The following is a 24,665-nucleotide window of genomic DNA, read 5'->3' on the forward strand; positions in this document are numbered from 1 at the left end:
GGTAAGGAAATACAATGGATTATCATGTTTGGTTAGCGTACGTCGTAACTGCGATTGTTTTTAGTTTAGCGCCGGGTTCTGGCACGGTGAACTCGATTAGCAATGGTATCAGTTATGGGACGCGTAAATCGTTAGCCGCGATTGCTGGACTGCAGATAGGCTTAGCGATACATATCGTGCTCGTTGGTGCAGGCATTGGGGCATTAGTGGCTCAATCGGCGATTGCTTTTAGCGTGATTAAATGGATTGGCGTGGTCTACTTGATTTGGTTGGGTATTCAAAAATGGCGTGATACATCGTCGGTTACCGCAATGGCGGAACAGGACAGTCGCAGTGCATGGAACTTGATGCGCAGTGCGGTTTTTATCAACCTGACTAATCCCAAATCTATCGTGTTTTTGGTGGCGTTATTTCCTCAGTTTATTGATCCGAATGGCGATCAAGTAACACAGCTGGCCATTCTGGGTGTGACCACGGTAGCGATTGATGCAATGGTCATGCTTGGCTATACCACTCTAGCGTCGCAAATGGGACGCTTTATTCGTTCTGACCGTATCATGGCGAAGATAAACAAGGTGTTTGGTTCGATGTTTGTCGGTTGTGGTGCGCTGCTGGCCGCCGCAAAATCATAGCCTGATTGGCTTAGATATGTACGCTACTTACGTTGCTCGCCAACCCATTTTTAATGCTCGTCGTCATACACTAGGCTACGAGCTTCTTTTTCGAGACGGCGAAAAAAACGCATTTCCTGCACACGTTGAAGCGAATAGGGCGACCTATCGATTGATAGCAGAGAACTATCTTTCATTAGGGACCAACCCTAGCATCACTGCGTCGCGATGTTTTATTAACTTTCCACACCAGAGCCTTATACGTCGCTTGCCGTTAATTTTGCCCAAGCAGAACGTGGTGATTGAGATCCTAGAGACTTGCCAGCCTAACGACGAGCTCTATCAGGTTGTCAAAGAACTTCATCAACTGGGCTATATGATAGCGCTTGATGATTTTGTCTACAGAGAGGCTTGGGAGCGATTCTTGCCGTTTGTGCAGATTGTAAAGCTAGACATTATGGCGATGGGTGTAGAGAAAGCGTGTGCTTTTGTTATACAACAAAAGGCGAAAGGAAGCCCTCGTCACTACCTTGCTGAACGTGTTGAGACTGAAGAAGAGTTTCTACAGACTAAACAAGCGGGCTTTAAGTTTTTCCAAGGTTTCTTTTTTAGTAAGCCTATTATGGAGAAGCAAGTTTACATCAGCTCTGAGCAGCTGGTGGCCATGGAGCTTTTCCAGCAAGTGTGTGTACCTGAAGTCGACTTTGATAAGGTTGAGCAAATTGTTTCCAAAGACGTGACGCTCTCTTATAAGCTGCTGCAATTTGTGAATACGCTCAGTCCTCGCTTAGATTCTGAAATTTCCTCTTTTCGCCAGGCACTTATTTATCTCGGTCAAGAGAAGCTTAAATTGTTTGTCTCTCTTACGGTTGCATCCTTTATTTCTAGTAATAAGCCGAAGGCACTGTATGAACTTTCATTGCAGCGAGCTCAATTTTGCCGTTTGATGACCAAACATCCTCAATTCAAACAGCACCGGGATCAAGCCTTTATGATTGGTTTGTTTTCTATCTTAGATGCTTTGATGGACCTCTCCTTAGATAAGTTGCTGCATCAGCTTCCTCTCTCTAATGAGATTAAAGGCGCACTTCTGGAGCGTGAAGGTCCGTATGGCTGTTTATTGTCTCTAGGAGAGTGCTTTGAAATGGCAGATTGGCAAGGTGTGGAGCGTCATCGAGCGCATTTAGGTTTGTCGCAAAATGAGGTGTTCTCAGCGCTGGCAGATGCGCAGCGCTGGAGTCAAAAAATGCAATCGCTTAGCTAGCGAGTCTTGGGAAGTACGTCCAACATATTTTGGTAGGCCATTTTGTCTGCGATGTTCTTAGGCAGCGCTGACAAAATGGGATGCCAAGTGCTTAATGCGGTTTGCTGATAACCAAATGCTCCAACTACGTCGCTGCCAACCATAAATCGATCTGGGTAAGCCTCAATAAGTGCTAGCCAGCGTCGATCCAATTTGCCCTCAGGCATCATGACGTCGATCAGAGTCCACGACGCCAAAATATAGAGATTATCATGCTCGCTGAGTAAATCTGAGACGGTTTCATAGAGAAACTTCATTTTAATAGTGCGAGTAAGAGTGGACGTGGTACCTGCGTGAGCCCATAGAAAGCGGGTGTCTGGATTGGTGCTCAATGCTTGCTCGAGTTCTTGTAAATAAAGTGGATTATCTTCTCTTTGCGACGTGATATTGGTGTGCAACAGCACGGGCAAGTCGTATTGTGCGGCGAGCTGATACACTTTTTGCAACGCAGGGTGATTAGCGCGCGGTTTCTCGTCGGCAGTCAAAGCTGTTAAATGATCATGTCTAGTAATCACTTCGCCAATACCTTGCCAGAAACCAGATCGATACTTGAGTTCCTTTTCAATAAGCTCTGCGGCATTGAGATCGGTAGTATTAAAGCCGCTCAGGAAAGGATGTAATCTGGCTTGGCTTACCGCGGGTAACGCTTCAACTTCGCGGGCAATCAATTCGTCTGTGTGCGAATAATAGTAGACCGGGGTATCATCGCCATAGACAAAACGCGGTGCTTTAGGAGCAGAAGCATCCCACTTCTTAATAACAGGTAGCCCCATAACATAGGCGTGTTCGATATTTAGCTTATCCATGTTATCTATCAGAGCTTGAGCGCCTTCTGAACGCTGAAAGTAGTCGACAAGATGGACTTCAGCGTCGTTGACTCTTCCTTGATAGGCTGCGCTGCAACCAGCCGACAAAATGGTGATAAGCGCAACAGATAAATGCTGACCTAGCTTTACTCGCAGATCCATGAGTCACTTCCATGTTTAGTTAGATAATTAAAGCTAGCATGAGTCTTACTAGCAAAGCTAAATAAATTAGCGAGTTAGTGAGAAGTGTAGGAATTTGTCCCCTTGATAGGTTAACTCTCCTTTATCACCTGGGTTGAGGTGGTGATAGTAATGAACACCAATTTGAAATTCGCGTTTAGGACCAAATGTTCCTTTCTGGATGTAAATCCAATATTCATCTTCTTGGGTAGGATCGTCGGTAACGACGATTTGTTTATCTAAGATAGTGACTGCCGCTTTTCTCTCTGGAGCATTAACACCCACAGTGTGCTTTTTTTGTACATAAACAAAAAGATAGCCAGCAAGGATGATCAAAACGATGAGAATAATAACCAGTGATATAGGCATGTAAACCTCGTATGTCTAAGTGGCCTGGAACTAAGATCGCACATATTCAGAAGAAAATAATCTGCAACTCCCGACCATCGAGTCAATTTTAGGGTCATATCACACAAAAAATCGCATTTTTAGGCTTAAATCTTTACTTGAATTTACCTAACAATTGTCGAATTCTTAATACAGATAGTTAACAATGGAGTGAATGAAATCTTTGGATAGTAGCCAGCGCACCTATTTTCACATTTTTGCTGGTTGTGGGAGGGATGCTTATGTCTGACATTGAAAGTGTAGTGTTGCGAACGAGACGCTTAGAGAAGTTATTGAGGCAGCAATATCGTGCTGATGGAAAAGGTTTGCATCAACTTGTCTCAAGCTGCGAAGAACGGCTGCCACATGATGTCATTAGCAAACTGAGATATATTGCCACTATCCGCAATAAAATAGTCCATGAAGATGATTATGAGCTAGACGATAAATCTGGTTTCATGAGAGCTTGTGATGAGTGTGAACAGGAGTTAACCCCGAGGAGCAGCCGATTCATTTGGCGCACAGCCATGTGGCTGATGGCACTGATCACATTGCTTGCGATGGGCTTTTACTATGTGCACTGGGAAAAAGTGCTCCATATCTTATCTAAGTAAATAGTTAAAATGAAAAAGGGACGCGAAAGCGTCCCTTTTTTTGTCTTTCTAGCGTTGGCTAGTAAAGAATCGGCAGTGTCATTAATCCAACCACGACGGCTATCATCACTAGACCCTGCTTCTGAGAAGATGAAATCATAACACTGCTCCTTTCTTGAATTCCTATCTTGTTAAACAGAATAGCACTGTTTTTTAATGTTTGGCAAGTTAGAAAGTAAATATCTTCTATTTTTTGCAGTTTTCTTTCCATTAACTAGCGATTAATGGTCAATAAAACAGTGTATTTTCGTAGCTTTAAATCTGTTCAATGTTGTGTTTTTGATGGTTTGTTGTTTTTAACTTAATGATATTAAAGAAAAAATATAGATCACAAAATTGATTATTATTAAAGCTTTGGATTATATTGTCTTCGATCGCTTTGTTTGGTCTAAGTGGGCTTTGTGTTGGTAAGTGGTCAGGATGTTGAAGAAAATCTTGTTCAGTGAGAGTGAGGGGCAAAAAATTCTTAGTATAAGAGAAGAAAAGTTGCAATTTGAACTATAGTCTAAGTGCAGTGGACTCTTGGTTGTCATCTTTTAAGTATTGAAATATAAAGATATTAGTGACTTTTTGTTTCGTAGTTCTCTTCGCTGATTTTAGTTCATTAGTGGAAACTGACTTCCGATCTCTATGTTAAAGGGAAAACGTTTGCTTTTGTTTTTTAGCTAATGATTAACAAGAGTCAGTTCATTTTCGATGATCTGGCCCACTGTCAACGGCAATCTTATTTAATTTAAAGCAAGTCCAACTTTTCAACCTTACTACTGGACAGCAAAAGTGAGCTCCATACACTGGCGTGGATAACAAGAATTAGGTGTGTGTATGTGGAGTTGGCTGGCGATAGCTTTATCGTGTTTGCTGTTTATTTTTGCTGTAGAAAAAGGTGATAAGTCTCGAAGTGTGCTTTTTAGCGCTTTGACTCATAGTTTACTAATTGTGCTGTTGGCGACTTCAGGTTTAGAAACCAAGTATGAGCTTTTGGTGCTACTGGGGTTAGTTGTCTTCTTATTTAGTGATGCTTCTGGTCAATACACTCGGTTTGCCAAGCTTAGTTTTGTTGGGTATCTAATTGCTCAATCTCTCTATGGCTGGGCGATGTGGGGACAGGTGAATAGCCAATTTGTGCTGTGGTTGCCCGCTTTGATGCTATGTATCGCTATAGTCACCTTTTTTCTACTGTTACCTCGCCTTGACTCATTTCTGGTTCCAGTGACCGTGATGGGCATTTCTTTAGTGCATTTAGTGTGTGCAGCAGGTGAAGCCTGGTTAGCACAAAGTGGCATGTCATCTTTATTAGGCTTCTTGGGAGCGCTCACCATGGCCCTATCTGCCATGTTATTGGCGTTAGATAAATATCGTTTTCACTCGCGCCGTGCGCGCTATGCCATCTCTGGAAGCTATTATTTAGCTCATGCGTTAATCGTGGCTTCTGCGATTAGCTAGCACAAAAAAGTGTGCGATTGAGGTAGATCATCACGGAAGGGACCACTTTAACGTTAATATTCAATCGTTGATTTAATGAGGATTACCAAATGACCGCTGCTATCCATGCTCATAAAGTGCTTAATCTGTTACGTGAACAACCAATGACACGCGAACAGTTAGAACAAACCGTTATCGAGCAATTTGGAACTGAAGCTCGTTTCCGCACTTGCAGCCGTGAAGGCTTTGACCTTGATTCGCTGTTGGCCTTTTTTGTTGAAAAGCAGAAAGTGATTGAGAATCAGGGAGTATGGGAGCTAAACATAGAGAGAGTTTGTTCTCATTAGACGAGATTGTTTCGACTAAAAGACGACAACTAAGCCTGCTATACTTCACGAAAATCTATCGTTAGCAGGCTGTATTCATGGATATACTCTCCGCGGCGACCATGTTGTTCCTCATCATGGACCCGCTCGGCAATCTCCCTATTATTCTTTCCATCTTAAAACATCTAGATCCGAAACGAAGGCGGAAAGTTCTAGTACGCGAGTTATGCTTCGCTCTACTCATTCTGATGTTGTTCCTTTTTGCGGGGCAGAGCATACTGACTTTCCTTCATGTTAAACCAGAAACATTGAGTATCTCTGGTGGTATCATTCTATTTATTATTGCGATAAGAATGATCTTCCCACAGGCGGGCAGTGTGGCTGGCTTGGCGGCGGGTGACGAACCGTTTATTGTTCCTATGGCTATCCCGATGATTGCTGGGCCTTCAGTGATCGCCTCCATTCTATTGTTATCAACACAAAACCCCGACAGTTTAACGGAACTGTCGTTTGCAGTTCTCATCGCTTGGGGTGCTACTTTCTTTATTTTGATGTTCTATAGCTTCTTCCATAAGTTGTTAGGAGAAAGAGGTCTGAAAGCGGTCGAGCGATTGATGGGCTTACTGCTCGTTATGATTTCGACACAGATGTTCTTAGATGGGATAAAGAGCTACTTGGGAAGTTAAAAAAGAAAAGCCGCATTCGCGGCTTTTCTCTTATTTGTTTTCAGTATCTTCTGCTTTATCGGGAGCAGGTCCCATCATGTGTTTTTGTCTAATATCGAGCAGAGCGAAAATACCGAACGCTAGAATAGAGTATTTTTCCCATGTGCCTAGCTTGAGCTTGTCACCAAAGGCGCCAAGGAAAATGGCCATCTGCACACCATGCATTAAGAACAGAAAGGCTGTCATGATATACAGCGCTATCGCACCTTTTCCTGGGAATGGATGGAAAATATTTAGTATCAATACAAACCAAACAAATCCAAAGGCGATCTTCGCCAGCATTAACAGTGCTTTCATTTTGTTTCCCTCTCAAATAATCGATAACAAACCTGACCTGCCGTTTTTTCTTTTAATGGATCCCAGTGCTCAGGGATGAAGTCGAGTTGTAATTCTTTTTCCGTTTCAATATAGATTAACGCATTGTCGGCAAGCCAACCATTATCTTCAAGTTTTTGAATCACTTCTGGTAGCAAGCCTTGACGAAATGGAGGATCAATAAACACCACATCGTGTGGTTGTCCTGGTTGGTCTAAAAAGCTTAGTGCATTGCCGTGATGGGTGACGATATTGTCTGCCTTAACAAGCGCTACATTACTGATAATCTGTTGGTAAGCTTTGTCGTTGAGCTCAATCATAGTGACTTGCGCAGCTTGCCGAGAAGCCGCTTCAAATCCTAAGCTGCCTGAGCCAGCGAATAGATCTAATACCTTAGCGTGTGGAATATCTTGCGCTAACCAGTTAAACACCGTTTCTTTGACTCGATCGGTGGTTGGACGGAGTCCTTCTGCATCGTGAACCGGCAGTTTTCGTCCGCGCCACAGTCCGCTAATAATGCGCACACTCCCCATTGGTGCCTTACCCCCGCGAGTGGCGCCTGAACGAGATGTCGTCTTCTGGGACGGTTTTTGTGATGGAGTTTGCTTGCGACGTCTAACCATAGATTTTTTGACCGACAATTAAGTGTTACTATAACGGGCTCATTAAAGAGCTTAATTGGATAAGTGACGAAGTGTACCAATCTCTGACAAAAGTTTTCACTGCTTTGTCGCAATTATTTTTTGCATCGCTTGTCGTAAATAGATAGCGTTTTAAGCAAATCCGAATTTAAGACCATTTGAAAAGACAGTATTCAGGATAGTTTCAGATGACAGAAAAGAAAAAACGCGGGTTACTCTCGTGGCTTGGCTTTGGTGATGAAGAGCAAGCACCGCAAAAACAACAAGAGACATCTGCTGACGTTGAAGCCGAACAACCGCAGCAAGAAAGTAGTGATGTTGAGGTCACCGCAGAAACAGCACCTGAAACGGTAGAGCAGGAACCAACAACTGCGGAAGAGGTTGCAATACCTGAAGCGGAAATCAACACTGAAAGAGCAGAAGCAGAAGCAGAAGCAGAAGCAGAAGCAGAAGCAGAAGCAGAAGTGATTGCTCGAGTTCAAGAGCAAGAGAAGCCAACTGAGAGTTTCTTTGCGCGCCTAAAGCGTAGCCTAAGTCGCACAAAAGCCAATATTGGTGCAGGTTTCTTTGGCTTATTCAAAGGCAAAGAGATCGACGATGAGCTGTTTGAAGAGCTTGAAGAGCAGCTGTTAATTGCTGACGTTGGTATGAACACCACGGTTAAGATTATTGATAGCTTAACTGAAAAAGCCTCTCGCGCTGATCTTAAAGACGGTGAAGCTCTGTATGGTCTGCTTAAAGAGGAAATGGCAGAGATTCTAAGCCATGTTGAGAAGCCTCTGGAAGTTGATAGTACTAAGATGCCTTTCGTTATACTGATGGTAGGGGTTAATGGTGTTGGCAAAACAACCACCATTGGTAAGCTTGCTAAGCAGTATCAAGCCCAAGGTAAGAAAGTCATGCTGGCTGCGGGTGATACCTTCCGTGCTGCAGCTGTTGAGCAGCTTCAAGTATGGGGCGAACGCAATGACGTACCGGTTATAGCTCAGCATACTGGCGCGGATAGTGCGTCAGTAATTTATGATGCTATTGAAGCCGCAAAAGCGCGCGGTGTTGACGTTGTGATTGCTGACACCGCAGGTCGCTTACAAAACAAAGCCAACCTAATGGAAGAATTGCGCAAGATCGTCCGTGTTATGAAGAAGATTGATGAGTCGGCACCGCATGAAATCATGCTAACGCTAGATGCTGGCACCGGTCAAAATGCGATTAGCCAGGCGAAACTGTTTAGCGATGTAGCACCGCTGACGGGCATTACGCTGACGAAGCTGGATGGAACCGCGAAAGGTGGGGTTATCTTTGCCTTAGCTGACCAGTTTCAAATCCCAATCCGCTATATTGGTGTGGGCGAAGGTATTGACGATTTAAGACCATTTGAAACACAAGACTTTATCGACGCACTGTTTAGCCGAGAAGACTAAGTAAAACTCAAGGGATGCGCAGCATCCCTTGTCAAAAATAGGCATCCAATCAGGGGAATGATTCGGTGATCAAATTTGAGCAAGTGAGCAAGGCTTACCGCGGTGGTAGACAAGCGTTGCAAAAAGTGGATTTCCACCTTCGACGCGGCGAAATGGCGTTTTTAGGTGGCCACTCTGGCGCAGGTAAAAGTACGCTACTAAAACTGATCTGTGCGATTGAACGACCAACCGATGGTCGTATCCTTTTTAACGATCACGACATCAGCCGTTTGCCATCAAAGGATATCCCTTTCCTTCGTCGTAACATTGGTATCGTATTTCAAGACCATCGATTACTAATGGATCGCAGTGTATTTGATAACGTGGCGCTGCCAATGCGTATCGAATCTATCTCTGAAAATGAAATCAAGCGTCGAGTTTCCGCAGCCCTAGATAAAACGGGTTTACTGGATAAGGCCAAATGTCTACCGAGTCAGTTGTCTGGTGGTGAGCAGCAGCGCGTGGGTATTGCTCGAGCAGTTGTGAACCGACCTACTATGCTATTAGCAGATGAGCCTACCGGTAACTTAGACCCTGAATTGTCCAACAAAGTGTTAAAGCTGTTTGAAGAGTTTAACCGCGCAGGCGTATCCATTTTGTTGGCGACACACGATATCCATTTGGTTCGCTCTAGACCTCAATATCGTTACCTTGAACTGAACCAAGGATTCTTAAGTGAGGTCAGTGATGGTGTTTAAACGTAAAAATAGCAAGCCAAAAAAGCATCGTTTAAAGTCGGATAATTTCTTTACTGTGCATTGGAAGCAGGCAAAAGCGTCTTTAGTAGAGATGTGGCAGCGTCCATTGGGTAACATTCTAACTCTGGCGGTTATTTCTATGGCGCTAACCATGCCAGCTTGTCTTTACCTCCTAGGTAAGAACGTCGTGGCAGTGACCTCTAACGTGGCGAGCCAATCGCAAGTCACCGCGTTTATTTCCGTCGGTGTGCCAGATGCAAGAGTGTTGGTACTTAAAGACGCAATTGAAGGTTGGGAAGAGGTCAGTTCGGTTAAGTACATTACGCCGCAAGAGGGTTTAGCTGATCTCAGTGAGCACTCTGGTCTGGATCAGGCTCTGAGTTTGCTTGACGGTTATGCGCTTCCTGGGGTGCTTACCATTATTCCAGTGAATGCCGACGTACAGACTGACCGAGACTTAGTAGCTAAACTGCGTACTCAAGAAGAGATTACCGATATTCGCCGCGATGAAGATTGGTTGAGTCGATTTGATGCAATCAAAACCTTAGCCTCAACATTAGTCGTGACGTTATCGGTGCTGATGTTGGTTTCTGTATTTTTGATTGTGGGCAATACATTGCGCTTTAACGTATTAGCCAATAAAGAAGCCATTCAAACCATGAAATTGATTGGTGCGACCGATGCTTATATTTTGAGGCCGTATCTCTATTCAGGTATGTGGTTTGGGTTGTTAGGTGCGGTTGTTGCTTGGTTGTTGACGGCGTTGATTACTGTCCTACTCAATAGCGCTGTGACCGACCTTGCTACTCTGTATGATAGTGATTTCCGACTCCTTGGCCTCGGCTGGGACGAGACCTTGCTAATCCTGATGCTCGGACTATTCTTGGGGACGGGCGCAGCAAGAATTTCAGCTAAGCGTCACTTAAAAGAAATTGAACCGGTCTAGAAAACTCAGGTCAGAATATTGATTGAGCGGCAAAGCTGCTCAATCCTGACGCAGAGTGTAACAATTGTTCGCTTGTACGTGACTATTAATAATTATGTAGTTATTCAGTGAGATAGTGGGAGCTCAGTCCCATCTGGGCAGAAAATACCTATTAATGAATGAAATTTAATCGGCATTTACCCTTGTTTAGACCAATTGATTATGCATAATTACTAACCCCTTCTTGAATCTCAGCCTATTAAGGTTCAGTATTGATGGATTGAGAAGGCGTTAATCCCACTCGACACGAATGAGGAAGTGAATGGCAAACCAAGCGTATCCAATGGCATTAGTGACACAAGATAGCCTCGATGGCTACATCCGCTCAGTCAACAGCTACCCAATGCTGACGGCTGATGAGGAGCGTGAACTAGCAGAGCGATTACACTATGATGGTGAAATAGAGGCAGCGAAAGGGCTGATTTTGTCTCACCTACGATTTGTTGTTCATGTTGCTCGTGGCTATTCTGGCTATGGGCTTCCTATGGCTGACTTAGTTCAAGAAGGCAATATTGGTCTGATGAAAGCTGTGAAGCGCTTCAACCCTGAAGTAGGGGTAAGACTGGTATCTTTCGCGGTGCATTGGATTAAAGCGGAAATCCATGAATACGTATTACGTAACTGGCGTATCGTGAAGATTGCGACGACGAAAGCTCAGCGCAAACTGTTTTTTAACCTACGTAAGTCGAAAAAACGCTTAGGTTGGTTCAACAATGGTGAAGTAGAAACGGTAGCAAAAGAGCTGGGAGTCGAGCCATCAGAAGTCAGAGAGATGGAATCACGTCTCGCGGCTCAAGATTCAACGTTTGAAATGCAAAACGATGATGACGATACCGGTTCATACACTGCTCCTGCGCTTTATCTTGAAGATAAGAGCTCAGATCTCGCAGAAGACTTTGAAGCTCAGAACTGGGAAACTCACACCAATAACCGTTTAGGCCACGCGCTTGCGACGCTTGATGAGCGTAGCCAACATATCGTGCGTTCTCGTTGGTTGGATGACAACAAATCTACGTTGCAAGATTTAGCCGATACCTACGGCGTGTCTGCGGAGCGTATTCGCCAGTTAGAAAAGAACGCAATGAAGAAACTTAAGGCAGCCGTCGGCGAGTTTTAAGCTTGGTTTAAAGCAGAATAAATGATTAAGGCCGAGATCGAGAGATCTCGGCCTTTTTACTTTTGATCGGAGAATCAAAACGATCGAATTATGTGATCACATTTTTCACTTGTGTCCTGTGGATAAGTCTGTGACAAAATTATTTACCAACTGTCAGAAAGCAGCGATAAACGGTCGATTGAAGCGCTTTTGGAACTGGGGATACCTTTTGCTTTACACACAGATAGATCAAGATCATACCTAGATGTTGTGGATCATTGGATCTAAAAGCACCTTATCAACGCAATCCACAGAGTTACACACAGATGGTGGTTTTTTAAGCTTAAGTGGATAACCTTATTGATTATCGGTACTTTGACAACACTGAATAGTGATACTATCAGACGTGAAATAACAACGTATAAAAAGCATCGAATCCAAACTAAATTTGATATTGATTGGTGCACAAAGAAAGTGAAGGTTTAGACTCTATGGAGCAGTTTCAACACATCGATGTGGTCAACGCACATCAACTACTGAGCAGTGACTCAGAAGCACGATTGGTGGACATTCGTGATATTCAGGCATTTACCGTGGCGCATGCCTCGGGTGCATTTCATCTTACCAACGACAGCATTGTTGATTTCATGCAGCAAGTGGAGTTTGAGTCGCCAGTGTTGGTTATGTGCTATCACGGCATCAGTAGCCAAGGTGCGGCGCAATATTTGCTAAACCAAGGTTTTGAGCAGGTATATAGTGTTGATGGTGGCTTTGAGGCTTGGCAGCGCGCCGAATTACCAATAGAGAAATAACTATGATTAGATTGATCACGATTCAAAACCCGAGAATGGGTCAGGCATTTATCGATTATATGGCATCGAGAAAGATTGATGTACAAATGATGCCTGAAGGAAGTGGTCAATTTGCCTTGTGGCTGATACATAGTGAAGACCAAGTCGAGGCGGAGGCTGAACTCAAGCAATTTCTGACCGAACCTAATCATCCGAAGTACCAAGCCTCTTCTTGGGACATGGCTGAGACGCGACAGAATAAATTCCATTATCAAACACCCAGCTTTATGTCATTGCTTAAGGCAAAAGCCGGCGTGGCGACTTTGAGTATCATGCTCATCTGTTCAGTGATTTTTATCTTGCAACAGCTTGGTTGGGGGGAAGCTATCTTTGCATCTTTGCATTTCCCTGCTCTCGACGGACAGCAATGGCAAATCTGGCGTTGGTTTACTCACGCACTGCTGCATTTCTCGGCATTACATATCATCTTTAACTTATTGTGGTGGTGGCAGCTAGGAGGCGATATTGAGAAACGTCTTGGCTCTTTGAAGCTTATTGAGATATTTTTGATATCGGCTGCGGTATCTGGAACCGGACAATACTGGGTTGAGGGTGCAAACTTTGGTGGCCTGTCAGGCGTAGTTTATGCGTTGGTGGGATATCTTTGGATGCTCACTTGGAAACGACCTGAGCTTGGTCTTATCATTCAAAAGCCTATCGTAGGCTTTATGTTAGTTTGGCTTATTCTCGGTTTCTTCCAACCTTTCTTGGCGATTGCCAATATGGCGCACCTAACTGGTCTAGCAAGCGGTATCGTATTAGGGTTGGTGGACAGCCAGCGTTTGAAAGCGCGTTAGGTTGCGCTTCCTATTGGTATAAGTATTTGGTAAATAAAAGGTCGGCGATGACGGCCTTACCGGTTTCTGCTAACAGTAGGTTGTTGAGATTTTCAACTAAGGCGTGACGAATTTCTTCTCGACCAGCCAAAGATTTGATGACATCTGCATTTTGACGACCGAGTAGCTCTACAACCGCATCACGAATAAGTGGTTGATGATGTTCAATAATAACAAGGTCGCTGGCATCTGCGACCATAACGTCGATTCGTACTTGAACATAACCGAGTCGCTTGCCCTCAGTATAAAAGTTCGTCGTCAACTCTGGTTCTAAAGTAAAATAAGCGAGGCTAGGAGCAGTAGAATCTGCCGAAAGAGCAGGGAATGTGACAGTCAAGCCCATGATAAGGAAAAACTGGCTTAGGTAACGTTTACGCATATTTCTCTCTTTCTAACTCCATTTAGCCGATATTCCATAAGCCTAATTTTGTTACAATAGCACGATACAACTAGAGTTTATGGCCTCTTCGAGTGGTACAATACGCCATTCAGAAGAATAATGATTGTACGCCTTAAGCGCGTGTTATTGAATAGCAAAATGAATGATTCAGTTTTCGATTATCTGAAAGTATTAAGCCACGCTCAATGGCAATCTCCAGAACAGTTTCGATTTACCAATGATAATGTCTTGCAATGGTTAACAGAGCAGGGCTCTTTGTCACATAAATTAAGTGCTCATTGTGATCACTTCGCAGTAGAAGTGGTGCGCAACGAAGCCAGTACTCCACAATGCATGTCACATGAAGAAGTGGAGTTACTTGATCACGAAGCCTGCTGGCTACGAGAGGTGGTGCTATCAGGCGATGATGTGCCTTGGGTCATCGGTCGCACATTGATGTCGCTCGATGCCATGGATAGAAGCCAATACGACATTTCACAACAAGGAACTGTACCTATTGGGGTCACCGTGTTTTCAAGCTCAGATACTAAGCGTGATGCACTGCAAGTGGCTATGATCTCGACTCCGCAAGGGGACTTGTTTGCTCGTCGTTCTCGTTTGTGGGTCTCAGGACATCCAATATTGGTCGCGGAGCTTTTTCTTCCCGACTCGCCGGTCTATAACATGGAGAGTGAATAATGACCTCGGCAAAGGCAAAAGCCTATTGGCAGTTAATGCGAATGGACAAACCCATCGGCTCGTTACTGCTGCTCTGGCCAACACTTTGGGCGCTGATTCTTGCGGCCGAAGGGATACCAGATTTGCATGTATTAGTGGTCTTCTCATTGGGGGTGATCATGATGCGCAGTGCAGGTTGTGTGATTAACGACTTTGCAGATCGCAAGGTGGATGGTCATGTAGAACGCACCAAACTTAGACCGCTTCCAGCAGGTTTGGTGTCATCAAGAGAAGCTATAGCGCTGTTCCTTTTCCTCGCTATTGCGTCGTTTATCCTTGTATTGACGATGAATACTCTGACGATACAGCTGTCGTTTGTTGGACTATTTTTAGCGTTTATTTATCCATTTATGAAGCGCTATACCCATCTACCGCAATTGTTTTTAGGACTGGCTTTCAGTTGGTCGATTCCGATGGCGTGGGCTGCACAAGCAAATGAGCTGCCACCTATGGTTTGGTTTGTCTTTGTGATTAATGCCCTTTGGACCATTGGCTATGATACTCAATACGCCATGGTTGATCGTGACGATGACTTAAAAGTAGGGATCAAATCGACGGCAATCTTGTTTGGTCGCCGTGACAAACTCATCATTGGTTTATTGCAGTTTGCCACGTTACTTATGCTGTACACATTGGGTGGATGGTATGAACTCGGTGCGAGTTATTATTGGAGCTTGCTGGTGGCTGGGGCATTGTTTGTTTATCAACAATGGCTCATTAGACAGCGTGAGCGAATGCCGTGCTTCCAAGCTTTCCTCAATAACAACTATGTAGGCATGGTGGTGACGATCGGTTTGCTAGTAGCATTTTGGCCGTAGCAAGATAGAGAATAAAACAAAGGCGCTATTGAATAGCGCCTTTGTTATTTATGGGATTTACTCAGAAGTAGGTGCTTCTTCTATAGCATTTTCTACATCGCTTTGATGCACACTCTCCTGAATAGTTAATCTCACCTCAGGGTAGAGCAAGCTGTATAGCAGGCTAGCTAACGTTTCGGTAGCGGCGCTATCACAGTTACCTTCTACGTCAAGGTAGCCTTGTTCCTTCAGGGTGCTGAACAGAGCTGCAAAGGCTCCTTTATCAAAGAACTCCGGAGCATTAATGCCATGAAGACGACCAAGACGCTGGGCAATTTCTTGGCTCTTCTGCTCCAAATCACTCTTGCCTAGCTCAGGGTAGCTGGCCAGTAGGTTAAGTGAAATCGCATAACGTTGAAGCGTCTCGGAAATCGTTCTACCTAGTAACATCAAGGTTTGAGTGTTGGATTGGTTCATTGAGACAAAACCTTGTTCCACTACAACCAGTTGCTGGCGCTCAAGTTCTACAACGATGCCGTCAACGGCCTGTTCCAACTCTGCCTGGTCTAGATTCAAGAACAGCTCTTTCTTGAGGAAAGGATATAGCTTTTCCACATTGTACTTGATAGCTTCAAGTGACAATTTATGTTGGCGAATCAACATTTGTGCAATCAAAGATGGCAATGCAAACAAGTGGATGATGTTGTTGCGATAGTAGGTCATCAGAATCGACTGGTGACGATCTAGGGAAATAATGTCACCTAAGGTATCAGATTCAATGACAAACTTGTCCAATGACTCGGCGTGAGCTACCAATTCTTCTGCTGAATCGTTAGGCAGCGTGCTAGTTTGTGAATAAGGAACATGCTTAAGCAGCGACAGATAACAATCAATCTGTGACACCAAGCTGTCACGAGATAACGCCCGTTGACGTGAGGCAAGCAAGGCTGTGGCACACAGCGTTAATGCATTAGTTGCCGCAGCATCGTTAATGTTAGTCATCATCTTGGTCGCAAGATCGTTTACTGCAGGTACCAACCACTGTGGTTTACTGGTGCCCATTGGATCAATGTCTTGCGTCCAGTTTGGCGCGGCTTCATTGAGATATTGATTGAGTGGAATTGGCTCACCAAAGTTCACATAGCCTTGACCAAAGTTGCGCAGTTTACGAATGGTCTTGATTACTTGGCCTGCATTCTCTTTTTCTTTGCGCTTACCACGTAGCTCTTTGGCGTAGGTGCTCACTTCCATCACATGTTCATAACCAATGTACACGGGAACTAGAGTGACAGGGCGGTTGAGGCCGCGTAACATCGCTTGAATCGTCATTGCCAGCATGCCGGTTTTTGCTTGCAGTAAACGGCCAGTACGTGAACGACCGCCTTCGCTGAAATATTCAACGGAATAGCCTTTGGCAAATAACTCTGCCAAATATTCGCGGAAAATCGTCGAATAAAGCTTATTTCCCTTGAAACTGCGGCGAATAAAGAACGCGCCACCACGACGGAAAATAGGCCCTGCTGGGAAGAAATTGAGGTTAATACCCGCAGCAATGTGCGGTGGTACCATGCCTTCACGGTAAAGAACATAGGACAATAATAGATAGTCCATATGACTACGGTGACAAGGTACATAAACAATTTCATGACCGTCTTGCGCTAAACGGCGCACGGTAGAAGCGTTATTGACGTTGATGCCTTGATAGAGTTTGTTCCACAGCCAATGAAGGATATGGTCGCCACTTTTTATCAGCTTATATGAGAAGTCAGCAGCAATTTCATCCATGATTTGATGAGCTTCTTTGCGTGCTTTTTGTTCACTAATATCGTTAGCTTGCGCGTAGTCTGTGATCGCTTGCTCAATCACTTGGGAGTTGAGTAAACGATGGAATAGTACTTGGCGGTTTGGCAGGTTAGGGCCAGAGGCAGCGAACTTCTGTCTTGAGAAGTGGATACGGGCTACACGCGCCAGTTTGTGAGCGATAGATTCATCCGTGCCATGTGAATCTGCCATATAGCGTAGCGACACTACTGGGCTAAAGCGCACCATGCAGTCCCGACCTGAAGCAATAACCGCGAAGGCTTTTTGCAGACCGTTCATCGGTTGCAGGTAAGGCTTTGGTGTTTCTTCTTTACCAGGTTTACGGCCCCAAAGAACGGTGGTCGGAATAACCTGAACATCAAGTTCACGGTCTTTCTCGTGCTCTTTAAGTAAGTCAGAAAACAGTGCGATGGATTCGTTCGGAACGTTCTGGTCGCTACTAATGAGAGTTGGTCTTGAGGCGATGAAGACAAAGCGACTACGCTCTTCTCCATTGAGCACGATAGGCTCTAATGGATCCGGTAACCCAACGGCCAAGGCTTGCTCTTGTAATGCGAGCAGATCGACATTGGAGCTAAACGGAAGGGCGTACACCACAGGTTTCGTTGCATCGATATTGTGGTCTTCGATAGGGTTAGATGGAATCGCCGTCCCTTTTACCAATACCGACATTGGCAGTTTAAGAAAGGAACGGAACAGTGATTGTCCTGAAGACATAAAGGTTCACAGCCTCAATTTGTTCGAAAGAAACAATGCCTGAGAAGCACACATACTATGAATTGTAGTGTGTTAATCCTAGGCACTATATTTAGAGCGGTGCAAGCATACCAGAAACTGGTCTTACCTTTTAATGAAAAAACTCGTTACATCCTAATTCGGTGTTTTTTGCTCTGTCTGAGTTAGATATGGTGTTAAGCCGCTAAAAAAACAACCAATTGTCTTTGCAATTAAACCATTACTGGATATACTCACAGTTAACTGTATAAACAGACAGGTGAATTATGAAGCCGCTAACGCCACGACAACAGCAAGTTTTTGATTTAATCAAAAGCAAAATAGACGATGTAGGTATGCCACCTACTCGTGCCGAGATCGCGAAAGAGTTGGGTTTCCGCTCTGCGAATGCGGCAGAAGAACACCTAAAAGCTCTAGCACGTAAAAAAGCCATTGAAATTATCCCTGGTGCATCTCGAGGCATTCGTATTCTGCTTGAAGATGCTGCGAACGAAGACGCCGGCCTGCCATTGATTGGTCAAGTTGCTGCGGGTGAGCCTATTTTGGCGCAAGAGCATGTTGAAGCACACTACCAAGTTGATCCGAGCATGTTTAAACCACAAGCTGATTTTCTGCTGCGTGTTAATGGCGAAAGTATGAAGGACATCGGAATTATGGACGGCGACCTACTTGCAGTACATAAAACGCAGGATGTTCGTGATGGACAAGTGGTGGTTGCACGTGTCGATGACGATGTGACGGTAAAACGACTCGAGCGCAAAGGCGCGACCGTATTGCTGCATGCAGAAAACGAAGAATTTTCTCCGATTGAAGTCGATCTAACTGCTCAGCACCTTGCTATTGAAGGGGTTGCGGTTGGTATTATTCGCAACACTGATTGGATGTAATAGCACTAAGGCAGATAAGCAAACGACTTCTCTGCCTTAAATTCTACGCGTTTTTGATGAAATTGTAGAAAAAATACCCGTCTCCACTCCCCACCGTGCTCACTTTCTGGTATGTTTCGCATCCTTGTATCGTTCAGGAGATAAATTGTGGAAGCTTGCCCACTGTGTGCGGGACTTTCTGTACACCATTATCACAGCGATAAGAAGCGAGATTACTTGCAGTGTGGTTCCTGTCAGTTGGTGTTTGTACCAAGGCAGCAACGACTTGATGCGAGCGCGGAAAAAGCGATTTATGACCTTCATATCAATGATCCTAGTGATGCTGGCTATCGACGTTTTTTATCTCGACTAGTTTCACCACTACAAGAACGATTATCACAAGGCTCAAAAGGTCTCGATTTTGGCTGTGGCCCGGGCCCAACCTTGTCTTTGATGTTCGAAGAGCAAGGCTATGACATGTCGCTGTATGATTTGTACTATTATCCAGAGAGTTCGGTATTAGATAATAGCTATGACTTCGTCACAGCAACGGAAGTTATTGAGCACTTGTATGAGCCAGACTTAGTTTGGCAACAATGGTTATCGCTCATTAAGCCTGCGGGATGGTTAGGCTTAATGACTAAAATGGTGGTTGATGTGGATGCCTTTGCCAAATGGCACTACAAGAACGACCAAACCCACGTTGTATTCTTTAGTCGAGCCACCTTTGTGTATTTGGCACAAAGAGATGGGCTGGAGTTAGAATTCATTGGTAATGATGTCATTTTACTGAGGAAGCTTACGTAATGAGTCGTAAGAAAAAATCGAGAAAGCCAGGCGCGAATCCAGAGCCTGTAATTGTTACACGCAACCGCACTGAATCGGATGTGGAAGGTCGCTTACGCAAGCGTTTGAAAAAGCGCAAAGGCCAGAAGTCTGGCAGTCGTCATTCAGAAGGTTCAAAAACCAAACAGGCAGGCAGCGCAGCAAAGCTAGACCCGCGTTTAGGTAGCAAGAAAAAAATCCCACTTATCGTTGATGATAAGAAAAAGCCAAGTAAACAAGAGCGTCGTTTATCTGCTGAGCAAGAACTTGAAATGCTCGAAAATGATGCACAGCTTAACGTATTGCTTGATCGTATTGAAAGCGGTGAAAACTTGGGTGCAGGTCTGCAAAAATACGTTGACGAGAAACTTGACCGAATTGAAGTACTGATGAACCGTCTTGGCCTAATGGAGCCAGAGATTGAAGATGAGTTTGAATCATCTATGGCTGAAGAACCTCGTCAGACAAAGGGCAAAGCAAGCAGCGATGCTGATTTGTTGTCTCAATTTGAAGAGCTAGACATCGACCAATTCAAGGATTAATAAGGGTAGAGTAGATGAATACCTTCACACTGTTAGCCATTGCTGGTGCCATCATTATTGTCGGCTTGGCTAGTTATGCGGGCTATTTGCTACTGCAACTTAAAAAGCAAAAGGAGTTGCAACAGCAGCACCGCGACTTGGCTATCCAAAAGCGAAATGCCAACATTTTTGAAAGCGTCGATACGATTTGTTTAGCGACGATTCAAGGGCAATGTGATGTATCAGAAGCGGCGATTAGACTCTACAACATCATGGACTACGTTCAAGGTAATGACCGTGTCGATTTTGATGAGAGCTACCCTGCGACTTCTGAGCTATATCATATCGTTAAAGATATGCCACGCGGTGATGCGCGACAAGAGATGAAAAAGCAAGACCGAATGCGGGATAACCTTACACGTCAGAAGGCAGAAGCGCGTTTGAATGACGCAATTATCGAAGAGCTCAAAGACCTTCAGCAGAAGGTTAAGCCACTGAACAATGCCATTGATATTAAGCTTGTAGGATAGCCTTTTCGTTTCGTTGGTCATGACTAGTGATCAAGCTAGCATTTTTGTTGACGATTTGAGCAAAAATGCAGTTAACGGCGCTCCCTGTCATATTCCTGTGGCAAAATAGCGCCTAGTTGACGCACCGCCAATCTGCGTTCGTTAGGTTGCGATTGGGGCGTCAAGAAACACATGTTTATTGGAAGTATTACCATGTCTCAAAGTCAATCAGAAACTAAGCAACAGATAGTCTGGGATCAAGCGATTCTCGATAAGTATAACTACTCGGGTCCTCGTTATACCTCATATCCGACCGCTGTCGAGTTCCACGAAGCTTATACCATCTCTGATTACGACATGGCGTGTACTCAATATCCAGAACGTCCACTATCGCTGTACGTTCATATTCCGTTCTGCCATAAGCTTTGCTATTACTGTGGCTGTAATAAAGTGATTACCCGTCATGCACACAAAGCCGATGAGTATCTCGATGTTATCGAACACGAAATTCGTCAGCGTGCATCATTGCTTCAGGGTCGTAAAGTGACTCAGTTGCATTTTGGTGGCGGTACGCCAACCTTCCTAACCAAAAGCCAGATCAGTCGATTGATGGCAATTCTTCGTGGTGAGTTCTTCTTCCAAGAAGGTGCTGAGATCAGTATCGAAGTTGACCCGCGTGAAATTGAGTTGGATATGTTGGACCATCTGCGCTCAGAAGGCTTTAACCGCCTGAGTATTGGCGTTCAAGACTTCAATAAAGAAGTGCAAAAGCTGGTGAATCGTGAGCAAGATGAAGAGTTTATCTTTGCCATGGCTGAGCGCGCCAAACAACTAGGTTTCCGTTCAACCAACCTCGACCTTATCTATGGTTTACCGAAGCAAACGAAACAGCGTTTTGCCGAGACACTTGAGCAGGTTCTGACCATGCGTCCAGGACGTTTATCGGTGTTTAACTATGCTCACATGCCAAACTTATTTGCCGCGCAGCGTAAAATTAAAGACGAGGATCTTCCTCAAGCTGAAGAAAAAATGGCGATCTTGCAAGATACTATTGCGACGTTGACTGGCGCAGGCTATCAGTTTATCGGTATGGACCACTTCGCTCTTCCTGAAGATGAACTAGCGGTTGCACAGCGTGCGGGTGAGTTGCATCGAAACTTCCAAGGTTACACGACGCAAGGTGATTGCGACCTAGTTGGCTTTGGTGTTTCTGCGATTTCTATGATTGGCGACAGCTACGCACAAAACCAGAAAGAGCTGAAAAAGTACTACGCTCAAGTGAATGATTTGAGACATGCACTGTGGAAAGGTGTGGTCCTTGATAAAGATGACTTGATTCGCCGTGAAGTGATCAAGCAGCTTATCTGTAACTTCAAGCTCGACAAAACATTTATAGAAAAGACCTTTGGCATTGGCTTCTCAAGCTATTTCGCTGAAGATATGAAATTGCTGCAAACGTTTATTGATGATGAATTAGTTGCAGTGTCAGACGATTCGATTGAAGTGACACTGCGTGGTCGTTTATTGATTCGTAATATCTGTATGTGTTTTGACAAATATCTACGTCAAAAAGCGCGTCAGCAACAGTTCTCCCGCGTTATTTAATACCTACCGGATTTTTCATTTTGGTCGTAGCAGCCTGCTGCGGCCATTGTTCTAACGGTGTCGGTCGACCATACAAATACCCCTGTGCATGATGACAGCCAAGGTCATGAACGAGCTTAGCTTGCAGTGGTGTTTCAATCCCTTCAGCCACAAGCGTAAACCCAAAGCTGCTTGATAGCTTAGTGATTGCTGCAACAACACTCTGCTCAGCATTGTCTGGAGTCAGTCTATCTACAAAGGCTTTATCGACCTTCAGGCTATTAAATGGCAGCTTGTGGAGATAGGCGAGGGAAGAATAGCCAGTACCAAAATCGTCGATAGCAATATTAACGCCAAGCGCTCTAATTTTGCTGAGGTTGCCAAGGGTGATTGGGTCATTGTCAGCTAGTCGCGATTCCGTCACTTCGACGGTAAGCTGACTTGGCGAAAAACCTGCTCGTTTGAGCAGTCCTGACAATTCATCCACATAGCTTGCGCTCGCTAGTTCAATGACTGAGACATTAATGTGTAATTGAAAGTGCGCAGGTAACTGTTGTTGTTTGATAGCTTTGACAACGGTTTCGAGGCTTTTCTCTGCCATAATCCGACCAATACTGCTAATCAGTCCCGAACCTTCAGCAATAGGAATGAAATCCAAAGGAGAAATGAATTGTCCTTCATCATCACGAAGTCGCAGTAGAGCTTCAGCACCTAAAGTTTGGCCATTGTCGAGTTCAATAATGGGTTGGAAATGCACCTCAAACTTATTGTTATCAATGGCATGACGTAATGTCGCTAACAAGCGCGTTTTCTTTTTCGAACTCTCTGCCATGTCGGGGGTATAAATGCAGCAGCGCTGACAATCAAACTTTGCGTGGCTATGGGCAATGCCTGCATTTCGCAGCGTTGTGTCTGTTGTGTCCTCTCCGGTAATAGGTGCGATACCAATAGAGACCTGTAACATTAATGGCTCACCTTGCATCACGAAGGGGACGCTGAATATCTGTCTAATTCGATGTTGATAACACATCTGTTGCTGTGGCTTCACATCAGGTAGGTAGATGGCAAACTCGTCACCGGCAACTCGCCCTAGCACACCATTTTCAAGCAACACCCACGCTTTGAGTCTCTCTGCAATGACGGAGAGTAAAATATCACCTTGATGGTGACCTAAGCTGTCATTGATATCTCTAAATTGATTAATACCGAGCAGCATCATACAGCCGCTGTTGCTTTTCATTGCATTGCAGGTCTCAATAAAGCCTTGTCGGCTATACAGCTTGGTCAAGCTGTCACGGGTGAGCTGTTCTCGCAAAGTATGAAACGATGCTTGCAAGTGTGAGCGCATGGCGGAGAAGCTTTCTACGAGCAGCGAGATCTCTTTGATACGATTGTTTTTGGGTAATGGGTAGTCCCAAGAGCCATTAGAAATCTGTTTTGCCGCCTCAGCGGTTTCAGACATAGGCAGAATCAGTCGGTTGATGATGACGATACCGACAAGTAACCCCAGCACGCCTAAAATCAAGCCCGCGATTAGCGTTTGGTTGCTAATCATGGGTATATCGCCAAGCAGAGCGTGATTGGAGATAGATACCACAACGTACCAACTTAAATTGGTATCAGTTTGATAATGACTAACCATCACATAATGGGTGTCTCCCCGGTAAGGAAAGGCGAATAAGTGAGGTTCAGTCAGTTCGGTATTATCTAAAGTTTGATCAAGAAAGGTCAAAGCAGGATGCAAGCGGTCAGCCATTGATAGCCTTTGCCCGTTAGCATCGAGAATCGATTCATCATCGGCTTGTGCGATGAGCTGACGCTGGTTATCAATAATAAAGACTTGCGCGTTATGGGCGTGTTTTAATTCATTGAGAAAGAGACTAAAAGTATCGATCTGTACATCAACAGCAGCCACTCCAACGAAGGTTCGAATGTCTCCGTCTGAGCTAAATACCGGAGCGAGAGCAGAAATTGTCACTTCTTGTTCCGCGTCGGCGTTGGCATACAGCTTTGACCACATAGCCACGGGGTTTTCTTTGACCGGCTGGTACCAAGGGCGCAATCTTGGGTCATAAGGTTTTATGGTATCGATGACTTGAGACTGTCGGTTTTCACCTTGGTAGATATTAAGCTGCTCACCAGTATTCGCGTCCTTTACCATCAAAGAGTAACCGTTTGGGGTATGAATGGACTTTGCATCTCGTATGGCAAGGAATTCACCTAACTCGCCGCCAAAACCCAATAAGTCAATTTGCGAAAACTCAGTATGAAGGGATTTAAAACTGGACAGCAAATAATCTTCGATAGCTAGAGCATCATTGGCGGAATACAGCTGATGGTATTCAATCGCATGAGCTAATGCGTCGGCCGCTGCCATCGGCCTTTCAAGATAGATATCTAAGCTCTGAATCACGTTGTAGCTTAAGCTAGTAAGCTGCTTTTCACTTATCTCCAGCGCAAGGTCGTCGTAGTGCTCTTTCTGTAGCCATAAAATGGTGCCGATCGAGCACAGAAACACCAAAATAAATGGTGTGATTAGGGCTTTCTTGAAGGAGATTTTCAGTAAACCTGGCATATGCTCTGATGTTGTGTGGC

26 protein-coding genes are annotated in these 24,665 nt (G+C 44.6%); 19 read left to right on the top strand and 7 right to left on the bottom strand.

The genetic code is table 11. The features are described 5' to 3' along the window. Positions 1–14 precede the first annotated feature (14 nt). Together rhtB and OH456_RS24915 are read left to right on the top strand one after the other, a co-directional pair. The gene (rhtB, locus tag OH456_RS24910) at positions 15–632 is read left to right on the top strand and encodes a homoserine/homoserine lactone efflux protein (protein ID WP_006074709.1); all 618 of its coding nucleotides are present in this window, start codon (positions 15–17) and stop codon (positions 630–632) included. A gap of 16 nt (positions 633–648) precedes the next feature. Further along, on the top strand, positions 649–1,875 hold the full coding sequence (locus OH456_RS24915) for an EAL and HDOD domain-containing protein (protein ID WP_006074710.1): 1,227 nt from the start codon (positions 649–651) through the stop codon (positions 1,873–1,875). Here the strand turns inward: OH456_RS24915 and OH456_RS24920 are convergent. Continuing rightward, positions 1,872–2,882 (bottom strand): hypothetical protein, encoded by a 1,011-nt coding sequence (locus OH456_RS24920; RefSeq protein WP_006074711.1) that lies wholly within the window; start codon positions 2,880–2,882, stop codon positions 1,872–1,874. The two genes, OH456_RS24915 and OH456_RS24920, sit on opposite strands and share 4 nt — an antisense overlap. Before the next feature lie 66 nt (positions 2,883–2,948). Continuing rightward, the gene (locus tag OH456_RS24925; protein ID WP_124940427.1) at positions 2,949–3,269 is read right to left on the bottom strand and encodes a DUF2500 domain-containing protein; all 321 of its coding nucleotides are present in this window, start codon (positions 3,267–3,269) and stop codon (positions 2,949–2,951) included. 260 nt (positions 3,270–3,529) lie between these two features. On the opposite strand from OH456_RS24925, the gene OH456_RS24930 reads away from it, so the two are divergent. The 4 genes from OH456_RS24930 to OH456_RS24945 all read left to right on the top strand — a co-directional run bounded on the left by OH456_RS24930 (position 3,530) and on the right by OH456_RS24945 (position 6,374). Continuing rightward, positions 3,530–3,901, top strand: a complete 372-nt coding sequence (locus OH456_RS24930) for a hypothetical protein (RefSeq protein WP_006074713.1) — start codon at positions 3,530–3,532, stop codon at positions 3,899–3,901. An 861-nt stretch (positions 3,902–4,762) separates the two neighbouring features. After that, the gene (locus OH456_RS24935) at positions 4,763–5,383 is read left to right on the top strand and encodes a lysoplasmalogenase (RefSeq protein WP_006074715.1); all 621 of its coding nucleotides are present in this window, start codon (positions 4,763–4,765) and stop codon (positions 5,381–5,383) included. Between the two features lie 89 nt (positions 5,384–5,472). After that, complete coding sequence (locus OH456_RS24940) at positions 5,473–5,709, top strand: YecH family metal-binding protein (RefSeq protein WP_038231115.1); 237 nt, start codon at positions 5,473–5,475, stop codon at positions 5,707–5,709. A 77-nt stretch (positions 5,710–5,786) separates the two neighbouring features. Beyond that, positions 5,787–6,374 (top strand): YhgN family NAAT transporter, encoded by a 588-nt coding sequence (locus OH456_RS24945; RefSeq protein ID WP_268667807.1) that lies wholly within the window; start codon positions 5,787–5,789, stop codon positions 6,372–6,374. A gap of 30 nt (positions 6,375–6,404) precedes the next feature. Here the strand turns inward: OH456_RS24945 and OH456_RS24950 are convergent, their stop codons facing one another. After that, a complete protein-coding gene (locus OH456_RS24950; protein WP_006074718.1) occupies positions 6,405–6,710 on the bottom strand; it encodes a DUF1145 domain-containing protein in 306 nt (101 codons plus the stop codon). Continuing rightward, a complete protein-coding gene (gene rsmD, locus OH456_RS24955) occupies positions 6,707–7,351 on the bottom strand; it encodes a 16S rRNA (guanine(966)-N(2))-methyltransferase RsmD (RefSeq protein WP_268667806.1) in 645 nt (214 codons plus the stop codon). The genes OH456_RS24950 and rsmD overlap by 4 nt, the downstream gene beginning before the upstream one ends. Positions 7,352–7,557: 206 nt before the next feature. On the opposite strand from rsmD, the gene ftsY reads away from it, so the two are divergent. The 6 genes from ftsY (at position 7,558) to glpG (ending at position 13,256) form a co-directional block, all read left to right on the top strand. After that, a complete protein-coding gene (ftsY, locus tag OH456_RS24960) occupies positions 7,558–8,790 on the top strand; it encodes a signal recognition particle-docking protein FtsY (protein ID WP_270034417.1) in 1,233 nt (410 codons plus the stop codon). A gap of 65 nt (positions 8,791–8,855) precedes the next feature. Continuing rightward, the gene (gene ftsE, locus OH456_RS24965) at positions 8,856–9,527 is read left to right on the top strand and encodes a cell division ATP-binding protein FtsE (RefSeq protein WP_038231118.1); all 672 of its coding nucleotides are present in this window, start codon (positions 8,856–8,858) and stop codon (positions 9,525–9,527) included. Further along, positions 9,517–10,473, top strand: coding sequence for a permease-like cell division protein FtsX (gene ftsX, locus OH456_RS24970; RefSeq protein ID WP_006074723.1), 957 nt, complete (start codon positions 9,517–9,519; stop codon positions 10,471–10,473). The genes ftsE and ftsX overlap by 11 nt, the downstream gene beginning before the upstream one ends. A 301-nt stretch (positions 10,474–10,774) precedes the next feature. After that, positions 10,775–11,629, top strand: a complete 855-nt coding sequence (gene rpoH, locus OH456_RS24975) for an RNA polymerase sigma factor RpoH (protein ID WP_038231119.1) — start codon at positions 10,775–10,777, stop codon at positions 11,627–11,629. 470 nt (positions 11,630–12,099) lie between these two features. Continuing rightward, on the top strand, positions 12,100–12,420 hold the full coding sequence (gene glpE / locus OH456_RS24980; RefSeq protein WP_006074964.1) for a thiosulfate sulfurtransferase GlpE: 321 nt from the start codon (positions 12,100–12,102) through the stop codon (positions 12,418–12,420). A gap of 2 nt (positions 12,421–12,422) precedes the next feature. Beyond that, entirely contained in the window at positions 12,423–13,256 is an 834-nt protein-coding gene (gene glpG / locus OH456_RS24985) for a rhomboid family intramembrane serine protease GlpG (RefSeq protein ID WP_006074965.1), read from the top strand. A 10-nt stretch (positions 13,257–13,266) separates the two neighbouring features. Here glpG and OH456_RS24990 read toward each other — a convergent pair whose 3' ends face one another. After that, a complete protein-coding gene (locus OH456_RS24990; protein ID WP_006074966.1) occupies positions 13,267–13,674 on the bottom strand; it encodes a flagellar basal body-associated protein FliL in 408 nt (135 codons plus the stop codon). 159 nt (positions 13,675–13,833) lie between these two features. Between OH456_RS24990 and OH456_RS24995 the strand changes: the two genes are divergently transcribed. Both OH456_RS24995 and ubiA read left to right on the top strand, forming a co-directional pair. Continuing rightward, complete coding sequence (locus tag OH456_RS24995; RefSeq protein WP_031494467.1) at positions 13,834–14,373, top strand: chorismate lyase; 540 nt, start codon at positions 13,834–13,836, stop codon at positions 14,371–14,373. Further along, on the top strand, positions 14,373–15,230 hold the full coding sequence (gene ubiA / locus OH456_RS25000; RefSeq protein ID WP_006074968.1) for a 4-hydroxybenzoate octaprenyltransferase: 858 nt from the start codon (positions 14,373–14,375) through the stop codon (positions 15,228–15,230). Before OH456_RS24995 ends, ubiA begins: the two co-directional genes overlap by 1 nt. A gap of 57 nt (positions 15,231–15,287) precedes the next feature. Here ubiA and plsB read toward each other — a convergent pair whose 3' ends face one another. After that, entirely contained in the window at positions 15,288–17,747 is a 2,460-nt protein-coding gene (gene plsB, locus OH456_RS25005; protein ID WP_236111972.1) for a glycerol-3-phosphate 1-O-acyltransferase PlsB, read from the bottom strand. A gap of 284 nt (positions 17,748–18,031) precedes the next feature. Here plsB and lexA point away from each other — a divergent pair, with 284 nt between their 5' ends. The 5 genes from lexA to hemN all read left to right on the top strand — a co-directional run bounded on the left by lexA (position 18,032) and on the right by hemN (position 22,091). Further along, positions 18,032–18,652, top strand: coding sequence for a transcriptional repressor LexA (gene lexA, locus OH456_RS25010; RefSeq protein WP_006074971.1), 621 nt, complete (start codon positions 18,032–18,034; stop codon positions 18,650–18,652). A gap of 147 nt (positions 18,653–18,799) precedes the next feature. Beyond that, positions 18,800–19,438, top strand: a complete 639-nt coding sequence (locus OH456_RS25015) for a class I SAM-dependent methyltransferase (RefSeq protein WP_031493661.1) — start codon at positions 18,800–18,802, stop codon at positions 19,436–19,438. Continuing rightward, positions 19,438–19,998, top strand: coding sequence for a Der GTPase-activating protein YihI (gene yihI, locus OH456_RS25020; protein ID WP_006074973.1), 561 nt, complete (start codon positions 19,438–19,440; stop codon positions 19,996–19,998). Before OH456_RS25015 ends, yihI begins: the two co-directional genes overlap by 1 nt. A gap of 14 nt (positions 19,999–20,012) precedes the next feature. Next, positions 20,013–20,507, top strand: coding sequence for a DUF2489 domain-containing protein (locus OH456_RS25025; protein ID WP_006074975.1), 495 nt, complete (start codon positions 20,013–20,015; stop codon positions 20,505–20,507). A gap of 192 nt (positions 20,508–20,699) precedes the next feature. After that, positions 20,700–22,091, top strand: a complete 1,392-nt coding sequence (gene hemN, locus OH456_RS25030; RefSeq protein WP_038223144.1) for an oxygen-independent coproporphyrinogen III oxidase — start codon at positions 20,700–20,702, stop codon at positions 22,089–22,091. Here the strand turns inward: hemN and OH456_RS25035 are convergent. Beyond that, entirely contained in the window at positions 22,084–24,645 is a 2,562-nt protein-coding gene (locus OH456_RS25035) for an EAL domain-containing protein (protein WP_270034419.1), read from the bottom strand. The two genes, hemN and OH456_RS25035, sit on opposite strands and share 8 nt — an antisense overlap. Positions 24,646–24,665 lie beyond the last annotated feature (20 nt).

Origin of the sequence: Vibrio sp. La 4.2.2 (assembly GCF_027586995.1) — a bacterium.
GTDB classification, from domain to species: Bacteria; Pseudomonadota; Gammaproteobacteria; order Enterobacterales; family Vibrionaceae; genus Vibrio; species Vibrio mediterranei.